This is a genomic window from Streptomyces sp. NPDC054786, assembly GCF_053611685.1.
Window position 1 is genome coordinate 99838 of sequence record NZ_JBSHAW010000018.1, and the last position, 22853, is coordinate 122690.

The 22853-nt window shown below is 70.6% G+C and carries 15 protein-coding genes and 1 pseudogene; 7 read left to right on the forward strand and 9 right to left on the reverse strand.

Annotation, left to right across the window (positions count from 1 at the left end; translation table 11 throughout):
* Positions 1-480: 480 nt before the first annotated feature.
* Both ACWGI6_RS17050 and ACWGI6_RS17055 read right to left on the reverse strand, forming a co-directional pair.
* The gene (locus ACWGI6_RS17050; protein WP_453268248.1) at positions 481-1167 is read right to left on the reverse strand and encodes a Crp/Fnr family transcriptional regulator; all 687 of its coding nucleotides are present in this window, start codon (positions 1165-1167) and stop codon (positions 481-483) included.
* 1062 nt (positions 1168-2229) lie between these two features.
* A complete protein-coding gene (locus ACWGI6_RS17055; protein WP_453268249.1) occupies positions 2230-3429 on the reverse strand; it encodes a cytochrome P450 in 1200 nt (399 codons plus the stop codon).
* Positions 3430-3784: 355 nt separating this feature from the next.
* On the opposite strand from ACWGI6_RS17055, the pseudogene ACWGI6_RS17060 reads away from it, so the two are divergent.
* The 4 genes and pseudogenes from ACWGI6_RS17060 to ACWGI6_RS17075 all read left to right on the forward strand — a co-directional run bounded on the left by ACWGI6_RS17060 (position 3785) and on the right by ACWGI6_RS17075 (position 8929).
* Positions 3785-5844 (forward strand): annotated as a pseudogene (locus ACWGI6_RS17060) (thioredoxin domain-containing protein).
* Positions 5845-5970: 126 nt separating this feature from the next.
* Positions 5971-6978, forward strand: coding sequence for an MDR family NADP-dependent oxidoreductase (locus ACWGI6_RS17065; protein ID WP_453268250.1), 1008 nt, complete (start codon positions 5971-5973; stop codon positions 6976-6978).
* A 71-nt stretch (positions 6979-7049) separates the two neighbouring features.
* The gene (locus ACWGI6_RS17070) at positions 7050-8417 is read left to right on the forward strand and encodes an amidase (protein WP_453268251.1); all 1368 of its coding nucleotides are present in this window, start codon (positions 7050-7052) and stop codon (positions 8415-8417) included.
* Between the two features lie 11 nt (positions 8418-8428).
* Positions 8429-8929, forward strand: a complete 501-nt coding sequence (locus tag ACWGI6_RS17075) for a MerR family transcriptional regulator (RefSeq protein WP_393906762.1) — start codon at positions 8429-8431, stop codon at positions 8927-8929.
* Here the strand turns inward: ACWGI6_RS17075 and ACWGI6_RS17080 are convergent.
* The 3 genes from ACWGI6_RS17080 to trhA all read right to left on the reverse strand — a co-directional run bounded on the left by ACWGI6_RS17080 (position 8919) and on the right by trhA (position 12145).
* On the reverse strand, positions 8919-9551 hold the full coding sequence (locus ACWGI6_RS17080; RefSeq protein WP_453268252.1) for a TetR/AcrR family transcriptional regulator: 633 nt from the start codon (positions 9549-9551) through the stop codon (positions 8919-8921). The genes ACWGI6_RS17075 and ACWGI6_RS17080 overlap by 11 nt on opposite strands.
* A 2-nt stretch (positions 9552-9553) precedes the next feature.
* Positions 9554-11032 carry a DHA2 family efflux MFS transporter permease subunit gene (locus ACWGI6_RS17085; RefSeq protein ID WP_453268293.1) on the reverse strand — a complete coding sequence of 493 codons (1479 nt, stop codon included), beginning with the start codon at positions 11030-11032 and terminating at the stop codon, positions 9554-9556.
* Positions 11033-11428: 396 nt separating this feature from the next.
* Positions 11429-12145, reverse strand: coding sequence for a PAQR family membrane homeostasis protein TrhA (gene trhA, locus ACWGI6_RS17090; protein WP_453268253.1), 717 nt, complete (start codon positions 12143-12145; stop codon positions 11429-11431).
* 238 nt (positions 12146-12383) lie between these two features.
* Between trhA and ACWGI6_RS17095 the strand changes: the two genes are divergently transcribed.
* Positions 12384-14207 (forward strand): phosphoenolpyruvate carboxykinase (GTP), encoded by a 1824-nt coding sequence (locus tag ACWGI6_RS17095; protein ID WP_453268254.1) that lies wholly within the window; start codon positions 12384-12386, stop codon positions 14205-14207.
* A gap of 259 nt (positions 14208-14466) precedes the next feature.
* The gene (locus ACWGI6_RS17100; RefSeq protein ID WP_453268255.1) at positions 14467-15600 is read left to right on the forward strand and encodes an L-talarate/galactarate dehydratase; all 1134 of its coding nucleotides are present in this window, start codon (positions 14467-14469) and stop codon (positions 15598-15600) included.
* An 87-nt stretch (positions 15601-15687) separates the two neighbouring features.
* On the opposite strand, the gene ACWGI6_RS17105 is transcribed toward ACWGI6_RS17100, so the two are convergent.
* Positions 15688-16122: an SCO4983 family protein gene (locus tag ACWGI6_RS17105; protein ID WP_453268256.1), complete on the reverse strand. Its 435-nt coding sequence runs from the start codon at positions 16120-16122 to the stop codon at positions 15688-15690.
* A gap of 84 nt (positions 16123-16206) precedes the next feature.
* Positions 16207-17418 carry a pyridoxal phosphate-dependent aminotransferase gene (locus tag ACWGI6_RS17110; RefSeq protein ID WP_453268257.1) on the reverse strand — a complete coding sequence of 404 codons (1212 nt, stop codon included), beginning with the start codon at positions 17416-17418 and terminating at the stop codon, positions 16207-16209.
* Positions 17419-17625: 207 nt separating this feature from the next.
* Between ACWGI6_RS17110 and ACWGI6_RS17115 the strand changes: the two genes are divergently transcribed.
* Positions 17626-19635, forward strand: a complete 2010-nt coding sequence (locus tag ACWGI6_RS17115) for a P-loop NTPase fold protein (RefSeq protein ID WP_453268258.1) — start codon at positions 17626-17628, stop codon at positions 19633-19635.
* Positions 19636-19654: 19 nt separating this feature from the next.
* On the opposite strand, the gene ACWGI6_RS17120 is transcribed toward ACWGI6_RS17115, so the two are convergent.
* Positions 19655-21289 carry an N-acyl-D-amino-acid deacylase family protein gene (locus tag ACWGI6_RS17120; RefSeq protein ID WP_453268259.1) on the reverse strand — a complete coding sequence of 545 codons (1635 nt, stop codon included), beginning with the start codon at positions 21287-21289 and terminating at the stop codon, positions 19655-19657.
* 234 nt (positions 21290-21523) lie between these two features.
* A complete protein-coding gene (locus ACWGI6_RS17125; RefSeq protein WP_453268260.1) occupies positions 21524-22813 on the reverse strand; it encodes an amino acid deaminase in 1290 nt (429 codons plus the stop codon).
* Between the last annotated feature and the right edge of the window lie 40 nt (positions 22814-22853).

The window sequence follows — 22853 nt, forward strand, 5'->3', positions numbered from 1 at the left end:
GGTTCCGGTCACCGATACGTTGGCGAACCGGAACGCAGCGACCGGTCGGCCGGCAATCCCGCCGACCCGGCGCCCGGGGAAGCGGTGCGGCGTCATCACGTAGGTGCGGGTCGGCGGCGGGTGGCTGCACCTCGGGAGCGTTCCGGGCTCTGCTCATGAGAAATGCCCGGTTCCTCGACGGCCCACCCACATGAGCTCCCGCGACGGCAGCGTGGAGGGGGTGATCCATCGATCGCGGTGAGAGCCCCGGTGTCCCCACTCCGGGGAAGCCGCAGGCGAGCCTCGTCACCTGTGCCGTGGACGGCGCGCAACAGCCGTTCCACAGGCGCTCGTCGGCGGGGCCATTCGCATGCCGGCTTCGAGGGCGTTGACGGCGGGTTGAGGGAGCTCAGCTCGGCGTCGGCGGGGACGACGGATCGGTCGATGTGCCGAAGGGACCGGTCGTGGCCGATGGCGGTGAGGTGATTGCTCGGGCTGATATCAGCCGTACCGCTCGTCGAGATACTCGGAAAGGCGCTGCCGGTTGACGATCAGACGTGAGGTCTGTGAGATCTCGATGAGTTCGTTGCTGCGGAAGGCCTTGAGGAAGAACCCGATACGAGAGCGGGTCGTGCCCACCATCCTGGCCAACTCTTCATGGGTGATCCGGTCTTCGATGCGGGGGTTGAGCTGATCACCCCTGCCCAGCCTGTCGGCCAGGTCGAGCAAAATCGTTCCGAGGCGTTGTTCGCTGTCGACGGTCACCAGATTTGTTATCGCCTGCTGCTGTTCGGACAGTCGACTGGACAGGTATGCGACATAGTCGCCAATTAACCCTTCTTGAGTGATAGTGCTGATGAACTGAGAGAGCGGTACTCGATGCAGGACACTGTCCTGCATCGCAATTGTTGAATCCTCGCGTACCTCCCCCCAGGCGCCCTGCTCTCCAAATATTTCACCCGGAGAGCATATGTGCAGCAGGCACTCTTTTCCGCTGCGCGAGAACATGACTGTTTTGAGTCGTCCGCTCTCAAGGAAGTAGATGCTCTGATCGGTGTCGCCGGCGCTGTAGGCGTATTCGTTCCTTTTGAGCGCGAGGCGCGTGCCGAGCAGCGGCCCATCCACCAGGATGTCTCTCAGTCTGCTGAGGAGATCAGCGGGCGGCCTGGAGCAATACGCGGTGCTCATTTTCGTGTACTCCTGGTGCAACTCAAAGCAGTTGGGTGAATCGGCAGCGTTCTGCGAGTCCGTTTCTGGCTCGAGTCGGCGGCGAATCCGTTGGCGCCGGCCAGGGCGGGGGTGAAGCCGGCCCCTCCGTGACGATTGGGGTGGGCCGGTCGCGGCCGGCCGGCTCGGCGGAACTCGGGCGCCGACGTGCGCGAAGGCCTGCAGTGACTGCCCGTCGGAGCAATCCCTTGCGAAGCCTCATGGGCGAAGACGTGGCAGGCGAGCGAGTCGGCTGTGCAGGCATGGCATTGCACTGCACGTGCTCAGGTCCGGTGGATCCGCTGAGGGGCGGTGTAGGGATCGGCGGGTGGAGTAACCGCACAACTCCCGACAGTGGGGCGTCCCGGACTCTTCGCGAGCGAGCATGAGAATTTCGTCCTGCCGGATGCCGAGAAGGCCGGATGCGGCCGACCTTCTCAGCCTGCTGTCAACATCTCTGCCAGGCGAGGATATGGCTTGTGAGGACCCCTGACGTGGAGGGTCTCAGGGGTGCTCGTTCATGCCGTCCATGGAAAACCTGCACTCCACGCGGGAGTTCGATGCATTCCCTTGGTCATCGTGCCGGCCTCCCTATGAGGGGGGCTGCCGCAGAGTCGTGGTGGGAGGATGGCTGGGAGACGGCCCAGAAACCGGAGGTGACTATTCTGGTAGATGTGGTTCTGGTGCTGAGGAGATGGGGCAGCGCGCCACAGCGGTGGGGGTGGTTGGTCACGGAGTTGAGCATAGCCAATTTGACAACTGATGTGTAGCTGCCACCTATGCATCTTCTGTGAGATCGAGCGGGCCTCTATAGCACTGCCTCGTTACTTGCCGTGCGGAATGAGAATGCCCACCGCTCTTCGGGCCGGCCCGAAACGACAAACGAAAGCTCCATGACCGTCGTTCGGGTGTCTCCGGGACCTTCGCTTGCATGTCCGCCGTTCACCCGGAAGCGAGCGAAGCCATTTCGGCGCAGATTCCCGCGCCCGTGTCGCCTCGATGCCGGCCCCCGGCCGTCGGCAGATGGGCTTCTCCGCCAGGGCCTCACCATGCGAGGGGCAGGTGCTCGGGGCCCCGGAACACACCGCCCGTCTTCCACGCTATCTCCTCTGCCGGCACGGCCAGGTGAGCATTCGGGAAGCGTTGGAGCAGGGAACCGATCGCCACCTGCAGCTCCATGCGCGCGAGCTGGGCACCGAGGCAGTAGTGGGCCCCATGACCGAGGGTCAGGTGCGGGTTCTTCTCCCGGGTGATGTCCAGCTGGTCCGGATCGGTGAACACGCGGGGGTCACGGTTGGCGTGGGACACGGGGGCCAGGACCCCCTCACCGGTACGTACCGTGCCACCGCTCAGCTCGATGTCCTCGGTCGCGATGCGGGCATTCACGATACCGATGCCGAGCGGGACGAAGCGCAACAGCTCCTCCACCGCGCGCGGTAGCAGCTCGGGCTGCTCGCGGAGCAGGGCCAGTTGGTCCTCGTGGGTGAGCAGGACGTAGATCATGTTGGCCAGTTGATGAGCCGTCGTCTCGTGCCCGGCAATGAGCAGGGTGACCCCGAAAGTGATCAGCTCGGCCTCGGAGAGGCGGTCCTCGTCGTCCCTGGCCGCCACGAGGACTCCCAGCAGGTCCTCGTGGTGAGTCGCCCGGCGTGCCGCCACCAGGTCCGCCAGGTAGCTGCAGAGGGCGAAGTTGGCCGCTCCCACTTCCTCCCTGCTGTACGTCGTGGAGGACATGATGACCTCGGACCAGCCTTGGAACTTGCCCCGGTCCTCGTAGGGCACGCCCAGCAGCCGGCAGATCACCGCGACGCTGAACGGTTCGGCGAGGTCTTTCACCGCATCGGACGGTGACCCCTTGCGCGCCATGCGGTCGATGAGGCCGGAGGCCAGCTCCTCGAGCCACGACTGCATCTGGCCGATCCGTTTCGGGGTGAACGCCTTGGACACCAGGCGGCGCAGGCGCGTGTGATCCGGGGCGTCGATACTCAGGATGTTCTCGCTCCGGAGGCTCAGCGGCGTGGTGCGCGGAGTGTCCTCACCCACCGAGGCCCGGCTGAAACGCGGATCCGAGTTGACGATCTTGACGTCGTCGTGACGCGCGACCAGCCATCCCTCAGCGCCGTACGGGAGGCGCACTCTGGCCAGCGGTTCCGTCTCCCGGAGTTCGGCGACTCGCGGGTGGATCTCCAGCCCATGCGTTTGCCCCTCGAAAGGGTAGGTGTACGCCTGTCCCGTATCCGTCATGCGTCCTTACTCCTCGCTCCCGCCCCGGCTGGGACGGGTCTCCCCCGGTGGGCTAGGTCCCGCGTGAGGCTGCTGGTCCGGAGTCTGATCGAACGGCAGTGCCGGTTCTGCTCACTCTTGAGCAGTGAGCACTCCTTGACCGGAAGTTTGTCCGCCTGCCGAGCCCCCTCATCCCGTGCTCCGGGGAGATACGGACTGGTCAGCGAGGGGCATGACGTGGCAGAGCCCCTCGTCGTCGGCGTGGTGATCTCACTCATCACACCGGCGGCCGAGGGGCTCTGTGGGCTCCGCACCCATTCCATGCCGCGTGCCGGCAAGCTGGGCCGGACGGTCCGGGTCGTGCGACGATGCCGGTATGAATCGACTGGCCAGCTCCCAGTCGCCTTACCTGCTCCAGCACGCCTCCAATCCGGTGGATTGGTGGCCATGGGGAGAGGGGGCGATGACGGAAGCTAAGCGGCGGGACGTGCCCATTCTCTTGAGTGTGGGCTATGCGTCCTGCCACTTATGCTTCCAGTAATCCACTGGTGCCATGTGATGGCTCACGAAAGCTTCGAGGACCCGGCCACTGCCGCCCTGCTCAACGAGCATTTCGTGGCGGTCAAGGTCGACCGTGAGGAACGCCCCGACGTCGACGCCGTCTACATGGAGGCCGTGCAGGCCGCCACCGGCCAGGGCGGCTGGCCGATGACCGTCTTCCTCACCCCCGACGCCGAGCCCTTCTACTTCGGTACGTACTTCCCGCCCGAGCCCCGCCACGGCATGCCGTCCTTCGAGCAGGTCCTGGAGGGGGTGCGCAGCGCCTGGGCCGACCGTCGTGAGGAGGTCGGCGAGGTCGCCGGCCGGATCGTCGCCGACCTGGCCGGACGGTCCCTGACCGAGTCGCTGCCCGCGGACCGGCGGCCACCGCGCCCCGAGGAGCTGCACAGCGCCTTGATGGGCCTGACCCGCGAATTCGACGCGGGGCACGGCGGGTTCGGCGGTGCGCCCAAGTTCCCGCCGTCCATGGTGCTGGAGTTCCTGCTCCGCCACCACGCCCGCACCGGCTCCGCCGGGGCGCTGGAAATGGTGCAGGGGACCTGTGCGGCGATGGCCCGCGGCGGCATCTACGACCAGCTCGGCGGCGGTTTCGCGCGCTATGCGGTGGACGCCACCTGGACCGTGCCGCACTTCGAGAAGATGCTCTACGACAACGCCCTGCTGTGCCGGACCTACGCCCACCTGTGGCGGTCCACGGACTCGGACCTGGCCCGCCGGATCGCCGTCGAGACCGCCGACTTCATGGTCCGCGAACTGCGCACCGAGCAGGGCGGTTTCTCCTCCGCACTGGACGCGGACAGCGACGACGGCTCGGGTACCGGCAGGCATGTCGAGGGCGCCTACTACGTCTGGACGCCCGAGCAGCTGCGCGCCGTACTGGGTGAGAAGGACGCGGAATTCGCCGCCGGCTGCTTCGGCGTCACCGAGGAGGGGACCTTCGAGGAGGGCGCCTCGGTCCTCCAACTCCCGGAAACCGAAGACCCGGTGGACGCCGAACGGATGGCCTCCGTCAAGCAGCGGCTGCTCGCGGCGCGGGAGGAGCGGCCGCGCCCCGGCCGGGACGACAAGGTCGTCGCCTCCTGGAACGGGCTGGCCATCGCCGCGCTCGCCGAGACCGGTGCCTACTTCGACCGGCCGGACCTGATCCAGGCCGCCACCGACGCCGCCGACCTGCTGGTACGCGTCCACATGGACTGGCACGCCCGGCTGCACCGCACCTCCCGCGACGGGACGCCCGGCGCCAACTCCGGCGTCCTGGAGGACTACGCCAATGTGGCGGAGGGCTTCCTCACCCTGGCCTCGGTCACCGGTGAGGGCGTCTGGGTGGAGTTCGCGGGCTTCTTCCTGGACACCGTGCTGCTGCAGTTCACCACCGAGGACGGCGCGCTCTACGACACCGCGGCCGACGCCGAGGCCCTGATCCGCCGCCCCCAGGACCCGACCGACAATGCGACGCCCTCCGGGTGGACCGCGGCGGCCGGTGCCCTGCTGTCGTACGCGGCGCTGACCGGCAGCGACCTCCACCGGAGCGCCGCGGAGCGGGCCCTGGGCATCGTCACCGCGCTCGGCGGCCGGGCACCGCGCTTCATCGGATGGGGGCTGGCCGTCGCCGAGGCCGCGCTCGACGGCCCGCGCGAGGTCGCCGTCGTCGGCCCGCAGGGCGATCCGGCCACCGTCGCGCTGCACCGCGCCGCACTGCTCGGCACCGCCCCGGGGGCGGTCACCGCGCTGGGCGAACCCGGGGCCGACGAGGTGCCGCTCCTCCAGGACCGCCCCCTGGTCGACGGCAAACCGGCCGCCTATGTCTGCCGCCACTTCACCTGCGAGCGGCCGACGACCGACCCGGAGGAGCTGACGGAGCGGCTCCGGGGATGAGGTGACGACGGCGGGGCCCCCGGGGCGTCCGGCAGGGCGGCCCTCCCAGGGGGCAACCGCCACCAGTCCTGTGGACCGGTGACCGGATTGACCTTGACGCGCGCGTCAAGTTTTAGCCTCGGGGGTATGTCGAATCGCACACACCGCGAAGTCCGCTTGGCCGCCCGCCCTCAGGGACCGGTCACCGATGACCTCTTCGAGATCGTGGAGGTGCCGGTCCCGGAACCCGTGCCCGGCCAGGTGCTGGTACGCAACACCCTGATGGGCGTCGCCGCCGTGATGCGCACGCTGATGAACGAGACCAGCGATGTGCCGATGCCCTCCTACGTGGTCGGTGAGCCGCTGCACGGCTCGGCCATCGGCGAGGTGGTCGCCGCCCCGGGGACCGACCTCAACCCCGGCGACCTGGTGGAGCACCGCCTCGGCTGGCGCGAATACGCCGTGGTGGACGCCGACCAGGCGCACCGGCTCGACCCCGGCCTGCTGCCCGACCCGGCCGGCTACCTCTCGCAGGGCCCCACCGCCTGGATGGGCGTGGTGCGCGGCGCCGAGGTACACCCCGGCGACACGGTCTTCGTCACGGGGGCGGCGGGCGGTGTGGGTTCGCTGGCGGGCCAGATCGCCCGGCTGCGCGGCGCCGCAAGGGTCATCGGCAGTACGGGATCGCAGGCGAAGGCGGACCGGTTGATCAAGGAACTCGGCTATGACGCCGTGGTGATCCGTGGCGCGGGCCCCATCGAGGAGCAGCTGCGCACGGCCGCCCCGGAGGGCATTGACGCGCTCTTCGACAACGTGGGCGGTGAGCAGCTGCAGGCCGCCCTCGCCGTCGCCAGAAGGGGCGCCCGGCTCGCCATCGTCGGGTCGCTGTCCAGCCAGCTCGCCGACGACGGCAAGGCCACCACGATCGAGGTCGACAGCCTCTCGCTGCTCTCCCGCAGCATCACCGTGCGCGGTGTCGCCCTGTACGACCACCTGGACGTGATCCCGGAGTGGAACCGGCGGTTCGGCGAGGGGCTGCGCGCGGGCACCCTCACCTTCCCGCACGTCCGGCTGCAGGGCATCGAGCAGGCGCCGCGTGCCCTGCGCGAGCTGACCGAGGGACGTCATCTGGGCGCCGTGGTCGTGGAGTTGTGAGGACGGCGCCGGGCGTCGCGGCCACAGGTGATTCCTCCGCCGTTGTCCGACCCCGGTTGTAGCCTGCAGGAGTGACGACCTTGCTCCGGCAGCGATCCCTTGTCCAGGAAGCCGCGGCGCTACGGGCCGGCGCGGACGACCCCGTCGACGCGGTGCACCGTTCGTGCGACCGTATCGACGCCATCGACCCGCAGGTGCGGGCGTTCGTGCCCGAGCCGGGGCGGCGTACGCGGCTCCTGGAGGCGGCCCGGCAGCGGACGGCGGCCGGCCCGCCTGAGCCCGCCGGCCGGCCCGCCCTGTACGGCGTCCCGGTCGGCATCAAGGACATCGTGCACGTCGACGGTCTGCCCACCCGTGCGGGCTCGGCGCTGCCCCCGGAGGTGCTCGGCGGTCCGCAGGCCACCGTCATCGACCGGCTGTGCGCCGCCGGCGCGCTGATCGCGGGCAAGACCGTGACCGCGGAGTTCGCGGTCACCGCGCCGGGCCCGACCCGTAACCCGCACAACCCGGCACATACGCCCGGTGGTTCGAGCAGCGGATCGGCCGCCGCGGTCGCCGCCGGGATGGTGTCGCTGGCCATCGGGACACAGACCGTCGGCTCGATGATCCGCCCCGCCGCGTACTGCGGAGTGGTCGGCTTCAAGCCGAGCTACGGGCGGATACCCGTCGACGGGGTGATCCCCAACGCCGTCAGTTTCGACACCCTCGGGTGCTACGCCACGGACGTGGCGGGTGTCGCGCTTGCCGCGTCGGTGCTCTGCGACGGGTGGCAGGACCGGGCGGACGAGGTGCCGGGGCCGGCGGGGCGGACGCGGCGTCCGGTGCTGGGCGTGCCGGCCGGCCCGTATCTGGAGCGGGCCGGTGACGAGGCGCTGGCGGCCTTCACGGAGCAGCGGGAGCTGCTGCGGTCGGCCGGGTACACGGTGCGCGAGGTGCCGGTGATGGACGACTTCGAGCAGATCGTGGAGCAGCTGTTCACGATGAACCGCTACGAGGTCGCGCGGGCCCACACCGACTGGTTCGCGCGCTTCGGCGACCGCTACCGGGAGGAGACCACGGCCGCCATCCGTCAGGGGCACACGATCGGGGACACCGCCTACGGGGCGGCCCGGGTACGGCGCGCCGCGTTCCGGGAGGGGCTCGCGGCGGACGGGGCAGCGTCCGGCATCGACGTGTGGATCGCCCCGTCGGCCACGGGTCCGGCGCCCGCGGACCTGAGCACCACCGGCACCTCGATCATGTGCCTGCCATGGAGCAACGCCGGGCTGCCGTCCGTCAGCCTGCCCGCCGGCCACGCCGCCGACGGGCTGCCGCTCGGCCTCCAGCTCGTCGGCGCGTTCGGCGCGGACGAGGACCTGCTGTACGGGGCGGCAGGCATCGAAGGTGTACTGCACGAGAACGGCCGACCGGGCCCGGCGCGCACGGGCCGGGTGCCGTAACGGGAGGACAGATGCGCATCGGGGACGCCGCAGCGGCCACCGGCATGACACCGCGCACGCTGCGCTACTACGAGCAGCGGGGGCTGGTGACGGCCCGTCGCACGCCGTCGGGGCACCGGGAGTACGACGCGGAGGACATCCGCCGGCTCCAGGCCGTACGCGAACTGCGGGAGGCGGGGCTGACGGTCGGCGATGTCCGGGCCTGCGCGCATCTGCTGCGGACCATGGCGCCCGGCGAAGGACCGGATCTCCTCCCGAAGGACCCCCGCTCGGAGTGCAGTGCGGCTGCCGAAGCCGTGGCCCGGCGCCGGCTCGCCGACCTCGACGCCCGCATCGAGCGGTTGTCGCAGCTACGGGCGCGGCTCGCCGCGCGGCTGAGCGGGCCGTGCGCGCCGGGGGAGTCGTGCGCGCCGCAGGAGCCGGGCGCCGGGGGACGCGCCGGAGCGGACAGCGGCCCGGTCTTCAGGCTGGACGGCGCTCCGCCCCCGGCCGCCCCCGCCCTCAGAGGGTGAGGCCCCGCGCCAGTACGTCCATCGTCCGGTGGATCAGATCCTCCAGATCGGTGGTCTGGCCTTCCTCGACCCAGCTCAGCATCGCCTCCTGGAGCCCGGCCAGGATCGCGCCGATGATCACGCGTAGTTCCAGGTCGTCGGCCGGGCGGCCGGAGCGTTCCGCCAGTACCGCGGCGAGCATCTCCGCGTCCCGTGCGGTGTTCTCCGCCGTCCGGCCCCGGATGGCGGGCACCTCACGGATCAGCCGGACGCGCTGGACGAGTTCGGTGCGGTCCTCCTCGGCGATCTTGCGCAGCGCCTCGATGGTGACCTGCCGCATCGACTCGACCATCGGCTCGCCCGCGGGGCGCGCCCGGAGCCCGGTCTCCAGCACGGCGTCGTACTCGTCCGTGAGCACGATGTCTTCCTTGGTGGGGAAGTAGCGGAAGACCGTGCTCGGCGAGACATCCGCGGCCTCGGCGATCTGATCGACGGGGGTCGCGTCGTACCCCTGCTCCTCGAAGAGCCGGTAGGCGGCCCGCCGGATCGCTTGCCGGGTCTGGATCTTCTTCCGCTCCCGCAGCCCGACCTTCGGCGTCCCGGGCGGCGTGGTGGCAGATGTACGTGCGGCCATGGACGTCATTGTCAGGCATCAGGTGTCCCGGGGGCCACGGCCGGGTCCGTGCGGGTACGGCGCCCCGTACGCGGGTTGGGCAGGAAGACGGCCGTCAGCAGTGCCGCCGCCAGGGCCGCGATGCCGCACATCAGCAGGACGAGGCTCATGCCGTGCACGAACGCGCTGTTCGCGGCGGCGGCCAGGTGGGGCGAGCCGATCCGGCCGGCCACCAGGTGGGCGGCCACGACCGAATCACCGGCCGCTTCGGCGGCCGGTGCGGGCAGTCCTGCGGTGTCGAGCCGGTCGCCGTACGCGCCGGCGAGCAGGCTGCCGAGCAGCGCCACCCCGAGCGCACCGCCGAACTGCCGCATGGTCATGAGGAGTCCGGAGCCGCTGCCGGCCCGCTCCGGTGGCAGCGCGCCCAGCGCGGCGTCCATGGCGGGGACCATGGCGAAGCCGAAGCCGATACCCGCGAGGGACAGCCACAGGGCGGTGTGGCCGTAGCCGTCGTGCACATCCGTGGTGGCGCCGAGGAAGGCCGCCGCGGCCAGGACGAGCAGGCCGCCGGTGATGACGGGGCGCGGACCGGTGCGCCCGGCGAGCGCACCGCTCCCCTTGGCCGCGATCAGCAGCCCGGCCATCATCGGCAGCATCCGCAGCCCGGTGCCGAAGGCGTCGTGTCCCCGTACGGCCTGCAGGTACTGGGGGAGCAGGAACATCAGGCCGGAGAGCACCAGGGTGCCCAGCGACGCCGCGACGGTGTTCCAGAGGAAGCTGCGGCCGCGCAGCAGCCGCAGATCGAGCATCGGCCGTGCCAGGCGGCGGCCGCGCAGCACCAGGCCGGTGAGCAGGGCGACGGATGCGGCCAGCGCGGTCACCACGCGCGGGTCGCCCCAGCCGCGCGCGGGCGCCTCGATGATGCCGAACACCAGGGCGCCGAGCCCCGCGACGGTGAGCACGGCCGAGAGCGCGTCGACCTCCGGGGACGTCGGGTCGCTCGTTTCGGGGAGCAGAAAGAGGCAGGCGGCGATGGCGATCACGACCAGCGGGACGTTCACGAAGAAGACCGCGCCCCACCAGAAGTGGTCCAGCAGCCAGCCGCCGACGAGCGGCCCGAGCGGCATGCCGAGCGCGGCCGCGGCGGAGATCGCACCCACGGCGGCGGACCGCTCGGCGGGCCCGAAGAGCGAGGGCAGTACGGACATCGCCAGCGGCATGATCAGCGCCGCGCCGATCCCCATCACCGCGCGGGCGGCGATGACGAGTTCGGGGCTGTCGACGAGGGTGCCGAGCAGCGAGCCGACGAGGAAGATCCCGAGTCCGGTGATCAGCATCCGGCGGCGGCCGAACCTGTCGCCGAGGAGCCCGGCGGGGAGCATCAGGGCGGCCAGCACCACGGTGTAGGCGTCGGCGATCCACTGCTGCTGCCCGGTGTCGGCGCCGAGCTGCCCGGCCATCGTCGGCAGCGCGACGTTGAGGATCGTCGTGTCGAAACCGAGGACGAGCATGGCGGCGACGAGAGCGCCGAGGGCCCACCAGCGACGGGGGCCGGGCGGCGCGGACGCCGATGGTGCCGGGCCGTCCGCGGCCGGGGTGAGTGGCCGGTCGGTCTGCGATGTCATGGCACACCTCTGAGAGTCAGGTCCGGGAGAACACAGAAAAGCCAACGGTCAGCTTCAAATGACAGTAACTCTCAAAAGATTTAGGCTGTCAATTTCTTGTCGAAGGTCAACTGTCTGCCGGGTGTGTCACGATGTGGAGTACAGTGATTACTGTCAGTGAAGCTCGGGGGTGTACGGATGCGTTTCGTGTACGTCAGGCATGGCAAATGGCCGCGGCCTCAGGGGCCGCGGCCACGGTGGCGCGGGGGGTCGGGGGGCGCCGGCCGCTCGGGCCGGGGCGCCTCAGGCGTGCGAATAGGCCACCAGGGAGATGCCGACGTAGTGCACGACGAAGGCCGCCAGGGTCAAGGAGTGGAAGACCTCGTGGAAGCCGAACCACCGCGGTGAGGGGTTGGGGCGCTTGATCCCGTAGATCACGCCGCCCGCGCTGTAGAGCAGCCCGCCGACGATGACCAGCACCAGGACGGCGACGCCGCCGGTGTGCAGGAAGTCGGGCAGGAAGAAGACCGCGGCCCAGCCCATCGCGATGTAGCAGGGGGTGTAGAGCCAGCGGGGGGCGCCGACCCAGAAGACCCGGAAGGCGATGCCGGCCAGTGCGGCCGCCCAGACCGCCCAGAGCAGCGCCTGACCGCGGGAACCGGGCATGAGCAGCATCGTCAGCGGCGTATAGGTGCCCGCGATGATCAGGAAGATGTTGGCGTGGTCGAGCCGGCGCAGCACGCCGTCGGCCCGCGGACCCCAGTTGCCGCGGTGGTAGAGGGCGCTGACCCCGAAGAGCAGGCAGGCGGACATGGTGTAGATGGCGCAGGCCAGACGGCCTCTGGGGCTGTCGGCGAGGGCCGTCAGTATGACCCCGGAGAGGAGGACGGCGGGGAACATTCCGGCATGCAGCCAGCCGCGCAGTTTGGGCTTGAGTGGCGCGGCCGCGGCGGCGACCGCCGCGATCGCGGGCGGCGCGGAGGAGGGCTGGCTCTCGGCGGCGTCGGGCGCGGAAGTCATGGAGCAATGCTACCTACGCGACCGTAAGTTACGGATTCGTGCCGAAGTGGTGACGGTCACGAAGGTGCCCTCTGGACAGAACCCTATTCGGGTCGGATGATCAAATGAGTGCGGTCGGCACCGGATGAGCGGTCACGAAGCATCCGGGTCGCAGCCCCCAAGGGGCAGGCAAACAAAAGATGCGGATTTCCCGGCAAAACGGGCATAAATCCGTCCACACCCTCATCTAGGAGCGATCGTGGCGCGCGACAACGCGGCTCCCTCTCCCATTCCGACCCGTCACCAGGGACTCACCGCCTGGGTCGACGAGATCGCAGCGCTCACCCAGCCCGACCGGGTCGTCTGGTGTGACGGCTCGGAGGCGGAGTACGAGCGGCTGTGCGAGGAGCTCGTCGACAAGGGCACGTTCAAGAAGCTCGACCCGATCAAGCGCCCCAACTCTTACTACGCGGCTTCCGACCCCTCGGACGTGGCGCGCGTCGAGGACCGCACCTTCATCTGCTCCGAGAAGGAGGAGGACGCCGGCCCGACCAACCACTGGAAGGCCCCCGCCGAGATGCGGGAGATCTTCGTCGGCGAGCAGGGCGTCTTCCGCGGTTCGATGCGCGGCCGGACGATGTACGTCGTCCCGTTCTGCATGGGCCCGCTGGGCTCCCCGCTCTCCGCGATCGGCGTGGAGATCACCGACTCCGCCTATGTCGCGGTCTCGATGCGCACCATGACGCGCATGGGGCAGCCGGTGCTCGACGAGCTCGGTGAGGACGGCTTCTACGTCAAGGCGGTGCACACCCTCGGTGCGCCGCTGGCCGAGGGCGAGGCCGACGTGCCGTGGCCGTGCAACTCCACCAAGTACATCTCGCACTTCCCCGAGGACCGCGAGATCTGGTCCTACGGCTCGGGCTACGGCGGCAACGCCCTGCTCGGCAAGAAGTGCTACGCGCTGCGTATCGCCTCCGTCATGGCGCGTGACGAGGGCTGGCTCGCCGAGCACATGCTGATCCTCAAACTCACCCCGCCGCAGGGCGAGTCCAAGTACGTCGCCGCCGCCTTCCCGAGCGCCTGCGGCAAGACCAACCTCGCGATGCTGGAGCCCACGATCTCCGGCTGGACCGTCGAGACCATCGGCGACGACATCGCCTGGATGCGCTTCGGCGAGGACGGCCGCCTCTACGCCATCAACCCCGAGGCCGGTTTCTTCGGCGTCGCGCCCGGTACCGGCGAGCACACCAACGCCAACGCGATGAAGACGATGTGGGGCAACTCCGTCTTCACCAACGTCGCGCTCACCGACGACGGCGACGTCTGGTGGGAGGGCATGACGGAGGAGAAGCCCGCTCACCTGACCGACTGGAAGGGCAACGACTGGACGCCGGAGTCCGCGACCCCGGCGGCCCACCCCAACGCCCGCTTCACCGTCCCGGCCGGCCAGTGCCCGATCATCGCGCCCGAGTGGGAGGACCCCAAGGGCGTGCCGATCTCCGCGATCCTCTTCGGCGGCCGCCGCGCCAGCGCCGTACCGCTGGTGACCGAGTCGCTGACCTGGCGGCACGGCGTCTTCCTCGGCGCCAACGTGGCCAGCGAGAAGACCGCCGCGGCCGAGGGCAAGGTCGGCGAGCTGCGCCGCGACCCGTTCGCCATGCTGCCGTTCTGCGGCTACAACATGGGCGACTACATGGGCCATTGGGTCAAGGTCGGTGCCGACAAGGACCAGTCCAAGCTGCCGAAGATCTACTACGTCAACTGGTTCCGCAAGGACGACAAGGGCCGCTTCGTGTGGCCCGGCTTCGGCGAGAACGGCCGGGTGCTCAAGTGGATCGTCGAGCGGCTGGAGGGCACGGCCGAGGGCGTCGAGACCCCCATCGGCGTGCTGCCCACGAAGGCCGCGCTGGACACCGCGGGCCTGGACCTCGATGACGCCGACCTCGACTTCCTGCTCACCGTCGACAAGGACGTGTGGCGCGAGGAGGCGGCGCTGATCCCCGAGCACCTCAACACCTTCGGTGACCACACGCCGAAGGAGCTGTGGGACGAGTACCGCGCACTGGTCCAGCGGCTCGGCTGACCACCGCACCGTTCACCACCCGGCCGGGGCCCCGCACATGGTGTGCGGGGCCCCGGCTCGTTGACAGGGGCCCGTCCCCGTCGTCGTGCCTGGCCGCTGTGCCCGCCTCCGTTGCGCCCCACGCCCCGGCCCCCTCACCGTCCCCGCCTCCATCTCAGGCCACCATCCCAAGCCACTGTCCCCGCCACGTCGCGTTCTCATCCATGAACACAGTTCGGACTCTTGACCCTGTGTGGGGTTGCGGTCGAGGCTGAGGGGCATGAGCCTCAGCACTGATCGCATTGCGACCGTCGGCGTTTCCTTCGTCCGGCTCCCGTTGCCGGAGCCGATCAGCGACGCCAAGGTGCTCACGGGCCGGCAGAAACCGCTCACCGAGGTCGCGTTGATCTTTGCGCGGATCGTCACCGAGGCGGGGTTGGAGGGGCTGGGCTTCGGCTATGCGAAACGGGCGGGCGGCCCCGGGCTGTATGCGCATGCCCGTGAGATAGCGCCGGAGCTGATCGGTGAGGACCCCAGCGACACCGGCCGGCTCTGGCAGAAGCTGGTCTGGGCCGGCGCCTCGATGGGCCGCAGCGGACTGGCCGTTCAGGCGGTCGCCGCCTTCGACATCGCCCTGTGGGACCTCAAGGCGCGGCGCGCGGGCCTGCCGCTCGCCAAGCTCCTCGGCGCCCACCGTTCCGCCGTGCCTTGCTACAACACCTCCGGCGGCTTTCTGTCCACGCCGGTCGAACAGGTCCTGGAGAACGCCGATACGGCGCTGGCGCAGGGCATCGGCGGCATCAAGATCAAGGTGGGGCAGCCGGACACGGCGGCCGACCTCCGGCGCGTCGAGACGGTCCGCGGTCATCTCGGCGACGGTGTCCCGATGATGGTGGACGCCAATCAGCAGTGGGACCGGGCCACCGCCCAGCGGTTGGGACGGACCCTGGAGCAGTTCCAACTGACCTGGATCGAGGAGCCGTTGGATGCGTACGACGTCGAGGGGCATGCCGCGCTCGCGGCGTCGCTCGACACCCCGGTGGCCACCGGCGAGATGCTCACCGGCGCGGAGGAGCACACCCGGCTGATCGAGGCGGGCGCGGCGGACTTCGTCCAGCCGGATGCGCCGCGGGTCGGCGGGATCACCCCGTTTCTGCGGGTGATGGCGCTCGCCGGCCACAAGGGGCTGAGCCTGGCTCCGCACTTCGCGATGGAGATCCATCTCCATCTGGCCGCGGCCTACCCCGGGACCGCCTGGGTCGAGCACTTCGAATGGCTGGAGCCGGTGTTCAACGAGCGGCTGGAGCTGCGCGACGGGCGGATGTGCGTACCGGGCCGGCCGGGTCTGGGCCTCTCGCTGAGTGACCGGGCGATGGGCTGGACCGTGGACCGGTGCGAGGCGTCGGCCGGCTGAAGAGGTGCCGCCCGGATGGGCCGGTGGAGTGATGCCGGGGCCGGCGGCAGGGAGCCGGGGCGGCCGATGGGGCGCGGCCCCCGCGGCTCACGCCGTGGCGAGATCCCGGAGCGGTGCGGCGTGTGCCTCCATCCGCTCCGCGGTCAGGGCCATCGCCGCGGCGTCACCGCGGGACGTGGCGACCGACAGGGCGTTTCCGGCCAGGGTGTGGGCGCGCTGGTGCAGGGCCTCGGTCCGGGACGGGCTGCCGCCGTCGGAGGGCTCGGCACGCAGCGGATAGTGGCCGCCGCTCAGTCGCGCGACCTGCTCGGCGATGCGCTCCGCCGCGGCGGCCAGCGCGCTGTCGTCCAGTGCGCCGCTGTCGTCCCGCGTCGCCAGGGCGTGCAGCTCGTCGGTGACGGTGAGCAGCGCGGTCAGTTGGCCGGCGAGCCGGATCTCCAGCTCCTCCTCGCGGGAGCGGTGCGGGATCTCCGGGGCGACGGCCATGGTGTGGACCGACTTGGTGCGGATCGGTTCGTACATGGGACGGCCTCCTGAAAGCGTCTGGAAGACCATCCTAGCTTAGACATTGTCTAAAGTTGTGGTCCGTATAGAAATTGCTTCGGCTCAGTACTGTCCGTAACCGTCCAGGAAGGAGCCGATGCGGGTGACGGCCTCCGTCAGATCGTCCTTGCTGGGCAGCGTGACCAGGCGGAAGTGATCCGGCTCCGGCCAGTTGAAGCCGGTGCCGTGCACAATCATGATCTTCTCGGCGCGCAGCAGATCCAGCACCATCTGCCGGTCGTCCTTGACTTTGTACACGTTCGGGTCCAGCCGCGGGAAGGCGTACAGCGCGCCCTTCGGCTTGACGCAGCTGACGCCGGGGATCTGCGTCAGCAGCTCGTACGCCGTGTCGCGCTGCTCCAGCAGCCGGCCGCCGGGCAGCACCAGTTCGTTGATCGACTGACGGCCGCCGAGGGCCGTGGCGACCGCATGCTGGGCCGGCATATTGGCGCACAGCCGCATATTGGCGAGGATCGTCAGCCCCTCGATGTACGAGGCGGCATGCGCCTTGGGGCCGCAGACCGCCATCCAGCCGCTGCGGTAGCCCGCCACCCGGTACGACTTCGACAACCCGTTGAAGGTCAGGGTCAGCAGGTCAGGAGCGAGCGAGGCGAACGGGGTGTGGGTGACGCCGTCGTAGAGGATCTTGTCGTAGATCTCGTCGGCGCAGACGATCAGGTTGTGCCGGCGGGCGATCTCCGCGATGCCCCGCAGCAGCTCGTCGTCGTATACGGCACCCGTGGGGTTGTTGGGGTTGATGACGACGATGGCCTTGGTGCGGTCGGTTACCTTGCGCTCGATATCGGCGAGGTCCGGCATCCAGTCCGCCTGCTCGTCACAGCGATAGTGCACGGCCGTGCCGCCGGAGAGCGAGACCGACGCCGTCCACAGCGGGTAGTCCGGGGCCGGGACCAGCACCTCGTCGCCGTCGTCCAGCAGCGCCTGCATCGACATCTGGATCAGCTCGGAGACGCCGTTGCCCAGGTAGATGTCGTCGACGGAGAGCTCGATGCCCTTGGTCTGGTAGTGCTGCATCACCGCGCGGCGGGCGGAGAGCAGGCCCTTCGCGTCGCCGTAACCGTGTGCCGTGCCGACCGAGCGGAGGATGTCCTCCAGGATCTCGGGCGGGCACTCGAAGCCGAACGCCGCCGGGTTGCCGGTGTTGAGCTTGAGGATGCGGTGACCCGCCGCCTCCAGCCGCATGGCCTCCTCGAGCACCGGGCCACGGATTTCGTAGCAGACGTTGGCGAGCTTCGTTGACTGGATCACCTGCATGTCCGCCACCTTACGGGCGCGTTTCGGCGACCGCCCGGTGTTTTTCCCCACGTTGGTCAGCGGACGGTGTGGGGTGTGTCACGCGTAGTGACGCTCTGTGGCCGGTCGTCGCGGCGCCCCTCCCGGGGGCACCGCTGATTCCGCGGCGCCCGCTGATTCCGCGGAGTGCCCGGCGGCCGGGAGCGCGGCTCGCTACGCTCCGGGCACATGTCCACCTCGGCGCCGTTACCCCCGCCCGTCTCCCCCTCCACCGGTACGCCCGCCCCCTCGCCGCGCGGCCCTTTCGTGCTGCTCAACGACGAACCGGTGGCCGAGTCCGGCGCGGATCTGCTCGGCGTCGGCCGGGCCGCCCGCCAGCTGGCCGGACTACTGGTCGCCTCCCGCGCCTCCACCCCGTTCACGCTCGCCGTCGACGCCGGCTGGGGGATGGGCAAGAGCAGCCTGATGCGGCTGGTCGACGCGGAGCTGGCACACGCCCCCGAGGCGCACGCCGTCTGGTACAACGCCTGGACCTCACAGGGCGCCGATGCGCTGGAGGGCCTGATCAAGTCCGTCCTGATGCGGTTCGACCGGCGGGTGCTGCGGCGGGCGCTGCAACGGATCTCCGAGCGGCGCGCCCTGCTGCGGGCCGTCCGCGCGGTGACGACGGTCGCCGCCGGGCCGCTCGGGGCGGCCGGACTGGTCGACGAGCTGTGGAAGACCCTGTCCGTCAACTCCCAGGCCCGCAACGAGATGCGCGGGGCGATCGGCGAACTGGTGCAGGAGTGGTCGCAGACCGATGACTTCCGGCCGCGCCGGCTGCTGGTCGTCTTCATCGACGACCTCGACCGCTGCCCGGAGGAGACGGTGCTCGCGGTCTGTGAGGCGGTGAAGGTCTATCTGGACGTGCCGGGCCTGGAGTTCGTCATCGGGTGCGACCGGTCGGCGCTGGCGCCCAACGGGCTGTTACGCGATCTGTCCCCCGCCGCCTCGGCGTTCATGGAGAAGATCTTCCAGACGAGCTACCGCATTCCGGTGCCGGACCAGCAGGGCGTGCGGGCGTACATCGACTGGTGCGCCCGGACCGTCGGCATCGATCAGCTCCTGGACGAGCGGCTGACCACGATGCTCGCGGAGCGCTCGGCCCGTAACCCCCGCCGCATCAAGCGCCTGGTGAACGGCTTCGTGCTGGAGGCGACGCTCAATCCGATGTGGGACGACTTCGCGCCCGAGGCGGTGGTCAGGACGTTGCTGCTCCAGTACTTCTACCCCGACTTCTACCGGATGGTGGCCGGGGCCGCCGGGTCCGGCGCGGGCGATGTGATCGCCGAGTTCCGTACCTACCGGGAGGTGCGCCGGCTGCTGCGGACACCCGACCCGATCCCCGTGGCGGAGCTGCCGACGGTGACCCGCTTCCTGCGCGAGCACGACCTGCCGGAACAGGACGCGGACGGCCGGGACGCGACACTGAGCCGACTGGAGCGCCAACTGCCCAGCACCTTCCCGGAGATGGTGCGCGACCAGGAGTTCACCTCGCTGATCGACGGCTTGGTGGCGCTGTCCCGGTCCGAGGAGCTGCTGCGGCGCTTGCGCGAGGGGGCCGAGCTCCCGGCCGCGGTGGAGCCGGAGCCCGCCGCCGCGTACGTCCAGTCGCTCCCGACTCAGGCACAGCCGCCGGCGGGGGCGTACGGGGGGATGCAGTCCGGGGCATACGGCGGGATGCAGTCCGGGGCATACGGCGGGATGCCGACGGGGGCGTACGGGGCGATGCCGGCGGGGGCCTACGGCGGGATGCAGCCGGGGGCCTACGGTGCGGTGCCGGCGGGGCGGACGGCGGCGCCCGGCGCGGACGTCGCGCCGCTGCGGTACGTGCGCATCCTCTGGGTGGACGACCACCCACGGAACAACAAGTCCCTGGTCAACGCCTTCCGGGCGGCCGGTGCGGTGGTGCGGATCGCCGAGGATTCCGCAGCCGCCGACGCCGCCCTCGCCGTCGAACGGCCGACGCTGATCGTCTCCGACATCGAGCGGGACGGTAATCCGCGGGAGGGCCTGGAGCACCTCGCACGCCTGCGGCGCGACGGCCGCTACGACGGCCCGTTCGTCTTCTACGCGGGCCGCGTCACCCCGGAACGATCGGCGGTGGCCGAGGAGTTGGGGGCGCATCTGACGAGCAGCGGGCCCGAGATCGAGCGGCTGGTCCTGCGCGCGGCCGAGGCGGAACGTCCCCTGCCCTGACCCGGGCCGGGGGACACCTCTACCCCCGGCCCGCCGCCGTCCGCCGTACCGCCCGCCCCGCCAGGACATCCGTCCGCCGGCCGTCCTCGATCACGAACCGGCCGTCGATCAGTACATGCGGGAGGCCGGTGGGCGGGGTGCGCGGGGCCTCGAAGGTGGATCCGGCGGCGACCGTTTCGGGGTCGAAGAGGACGAGGTCGGCGCGGTGGCCCTCGCGGACGAGGCCGCGGTCGGGGAGCCGCAGGCGGGCGGCCGGGCGGCCGGTCAGATGGGCGACGCACTCCTCCAGCGACAGCACACCCAGCTCGCGGACGTACCTGCCGAGGTAGTGGGGGAAGGTGCCGTACGCGCGCGGATGCGGCTTGTGGCCCTGGAGGATGCCGTCGCTGCCGCCGGTGTGCACCCGGTGGCGCATGATCCGGCGGACGTTGTCCTCGTGGCCGACGTGCTGCAGGATCGTCGAGCCCAGACGGTCGTCGGTCAGCAGACGCCGGGCGGTCACCCACGGGTCCTCGCCGCGCTCCGCCGCGCTGCGGGCGAGGGTCTTGCCGACATAGCCGGCCAGAGCGGGGTCCGAGACACCGGAGATCTCGATGGTGTCCCATTCGATGGGCACCCCGTGACAGCCGTCCGCCCCGTCGACCTCCATGACCCGGCGGATCCGCTCGGCCGTCGCATCGTCGCGGAGGCGGGCCAGGATCGCCTCGGGACCGCCCTCGCTCGCCCAGCTCGGCAGCATCGCGACCAGGGTCGTACAGCCGGGGGTGTACGGGTAGGTGTCGAGGGTGATGTCCGCGCCGTCGTCCAGCGCGCCGTCCAGGAGCGAGAGCAGTTCCGGCGCGCGGCCCTCGTTGACGCCGAAGTTCATGGTGGCGTGCGCCAGATGCAGCGCACAGCCGGCCTCGCGGGTGAGGGCCACCATCTCCTCGTACGCCTGGAGGGCGCCCGCCCCGTAGGAGCGGTGGTGCGGGCAGTAGTAGCCGTCGTAGTGGGCCACCACCCGGCACAGTTCGGTCAGTTCCGCGTCGGAGGCGTACATCCCGGGGGTGTAGGTCAGACCGGAGGAGAGCCCCACCGCGCCCTGTTCCAGGCCTTCGGCGACCAGCTGCTTCATCCGCGTCAGCTCGTCGGCGGTGGCGGCGCGGTCGTCCCAGCCGAGGGCGAGCATCCGGACGGTGCCCTGCGGGATGAGGTAGGCGGCGTTGACGGCAATGCCGTGGCCGTCGAAGCCGTGGTCGAGGCGGTCGAGGTACTCGCCGACCGTGCGCCAGGTGAAGTCGACGGACGTGTCCTTGGGCCCGCCGCCGTTCCAGCCGGTGATCTGGGTCCGGATCTCGGCGAGGGTCCGGTCGTCGACCGGCGCGTACGACAGACCGTCCTGGCCGATGACTTCGAGGGTGACGCCCTGGGCGGCCTTCGCCTCGTGTGCGGGGTCACGCAGCAGCGCGAGGTCGCTGTGGGCGTGCATATCGATGAAGCCGGGGGAGAGGGCGAGACCCTGGCCGTCCACCACGCGGGCGCCGCCGGGGCGCGGGCCGCCGTCCGTCTCGCGGTGGATCGACGCGATCCGGCCGCCGGCCAGGGCGACATCGGCGCGGTAGGACGGACCGCCGGACCCGTCGATGACGCGGACGTCGCGGAGCACGGTGTCCATGGCTGGGACTGCCTTTCTCGGAGCCTCGGTGCCTCGGTGCCTCGGTGCCTCGGTGCCTCGGTGTCCCGGGGCCTCAGGAGCTCGGGCCGGGGGACCGGCGGCGCGCGCCGCGGGGGATCGGCGCGCACCGCCGGGGTCGGGGAGGAGGGCGGGCAAGCCACGCCCTCCAGGCCTGGGCCGTTTCTTTCGGATCACGGCCTGGGCGGTGTCTTCCGGCTCGGGGCCGGACCGGTCCTAGAAGAAGGTGCGGATGAAATCGGTGACCGTGCCGTCCTGCTCGACCAGCGGGATCAGCTGCCACTTGTCGAAGGACGTGCAGGGGTGCGACAGGCCCAGCCCGACCCAGTCACCGACCTCCAGGTCGCCGGCCCGCTCGGTGCTGACCCAGGCGTGCTGGTCGGACAGGCCGGTGACGGTCACGCCGTCCGCCGGCCGCAGGGTGCCGTCCCGGCCGGACCGTACGACCTGGGCCTGCGGCAGATGCAGGTCGTACGCCGCATCGCGCTTGCCCGCGTTGAGGAACGCCTGCTCGGGCGTGGGGCGGGAGACGACCTGCGCCCAGAGACGGAAGGCGGGCCGCAGCGCGCCCTCCTCCGGGACGCGGTTGAACGGGGTGAGGTGACGGTAGTGACCGTCGTCGTGCGAGACATAGGCGCCCGAGCGCAGCAGCTTGAGGACCGGGGCGGACAGCTCGGGGATCTCGGCGAAGACGTCTGCCACCGCATCGAACCAGGCGCTGCCGCCGGCGCTGATGACGATCTGGTCGAGGTCGGTGAACCGGCCCGCCTTGTCGAACTCCACGGCCAGTGCGACCAGTCGGCGCAGCCAGGCGGTCACCCGCTCGGGGGTGGCGTCGGGCACCTCGCCCTCGTAGCCGGCGACGCCGACCAGACGGAGGGTGTCCACACCCGCGAGGGCATCGGCGAGTTCGAGGCATTCGGCCTCGGTACGCACGCCGGTACGGGCGCCCTCGCCGGCGCCGAGCTCGACGACGACATCCACGGGGCGGGTGGCGCCGGCCTCGCGCAGCGCGGTGTCCATCAGCTCGATGCCGCGCAGTGAGTCGACGTAGCAAAGGAAGCGGAAGCCGGGGTCGGCGGCGAGCTCACCGGCGAGCCAGTGCAGCGCGGCCGCGTCCACGAGCTCGTTGGCCAGGAAGATCCGCTCGATGCCGTAACTGCGGTAGACGCGGGCCTGGTGGGGGACGGCGGCGGTGATGCCCCAGGCGCCGTGCTCCAGCTGGCGGGCGAAGAGCTGCGGTGCCATGCAGGTCTTGCCGTGCGGGGCGAAGGCCAGGCCGTGCCGGGCGGCGTAGGTCTCCATCAGCGCCAGGTTGTGGGCGACCGACTCGGCGGAGAGGGCGAGGACGGGGGTGGTGAACCCACCGCCGAAGAGGTTGCGGCGCTCGGCGGCCAGCTGACCGACGGTCCGGCCCTCGGCGTCCGGGGGGAGCGCCTTGAAGCGGTGGTCGACCCGCTCGTCCGCGAGCTCCTCGAGTCCCTGCGCGAGCCGTTCGCCGGCCATGGGGCCTCCTCAAAAGATCTTGTTGCACCATCTGCAACAC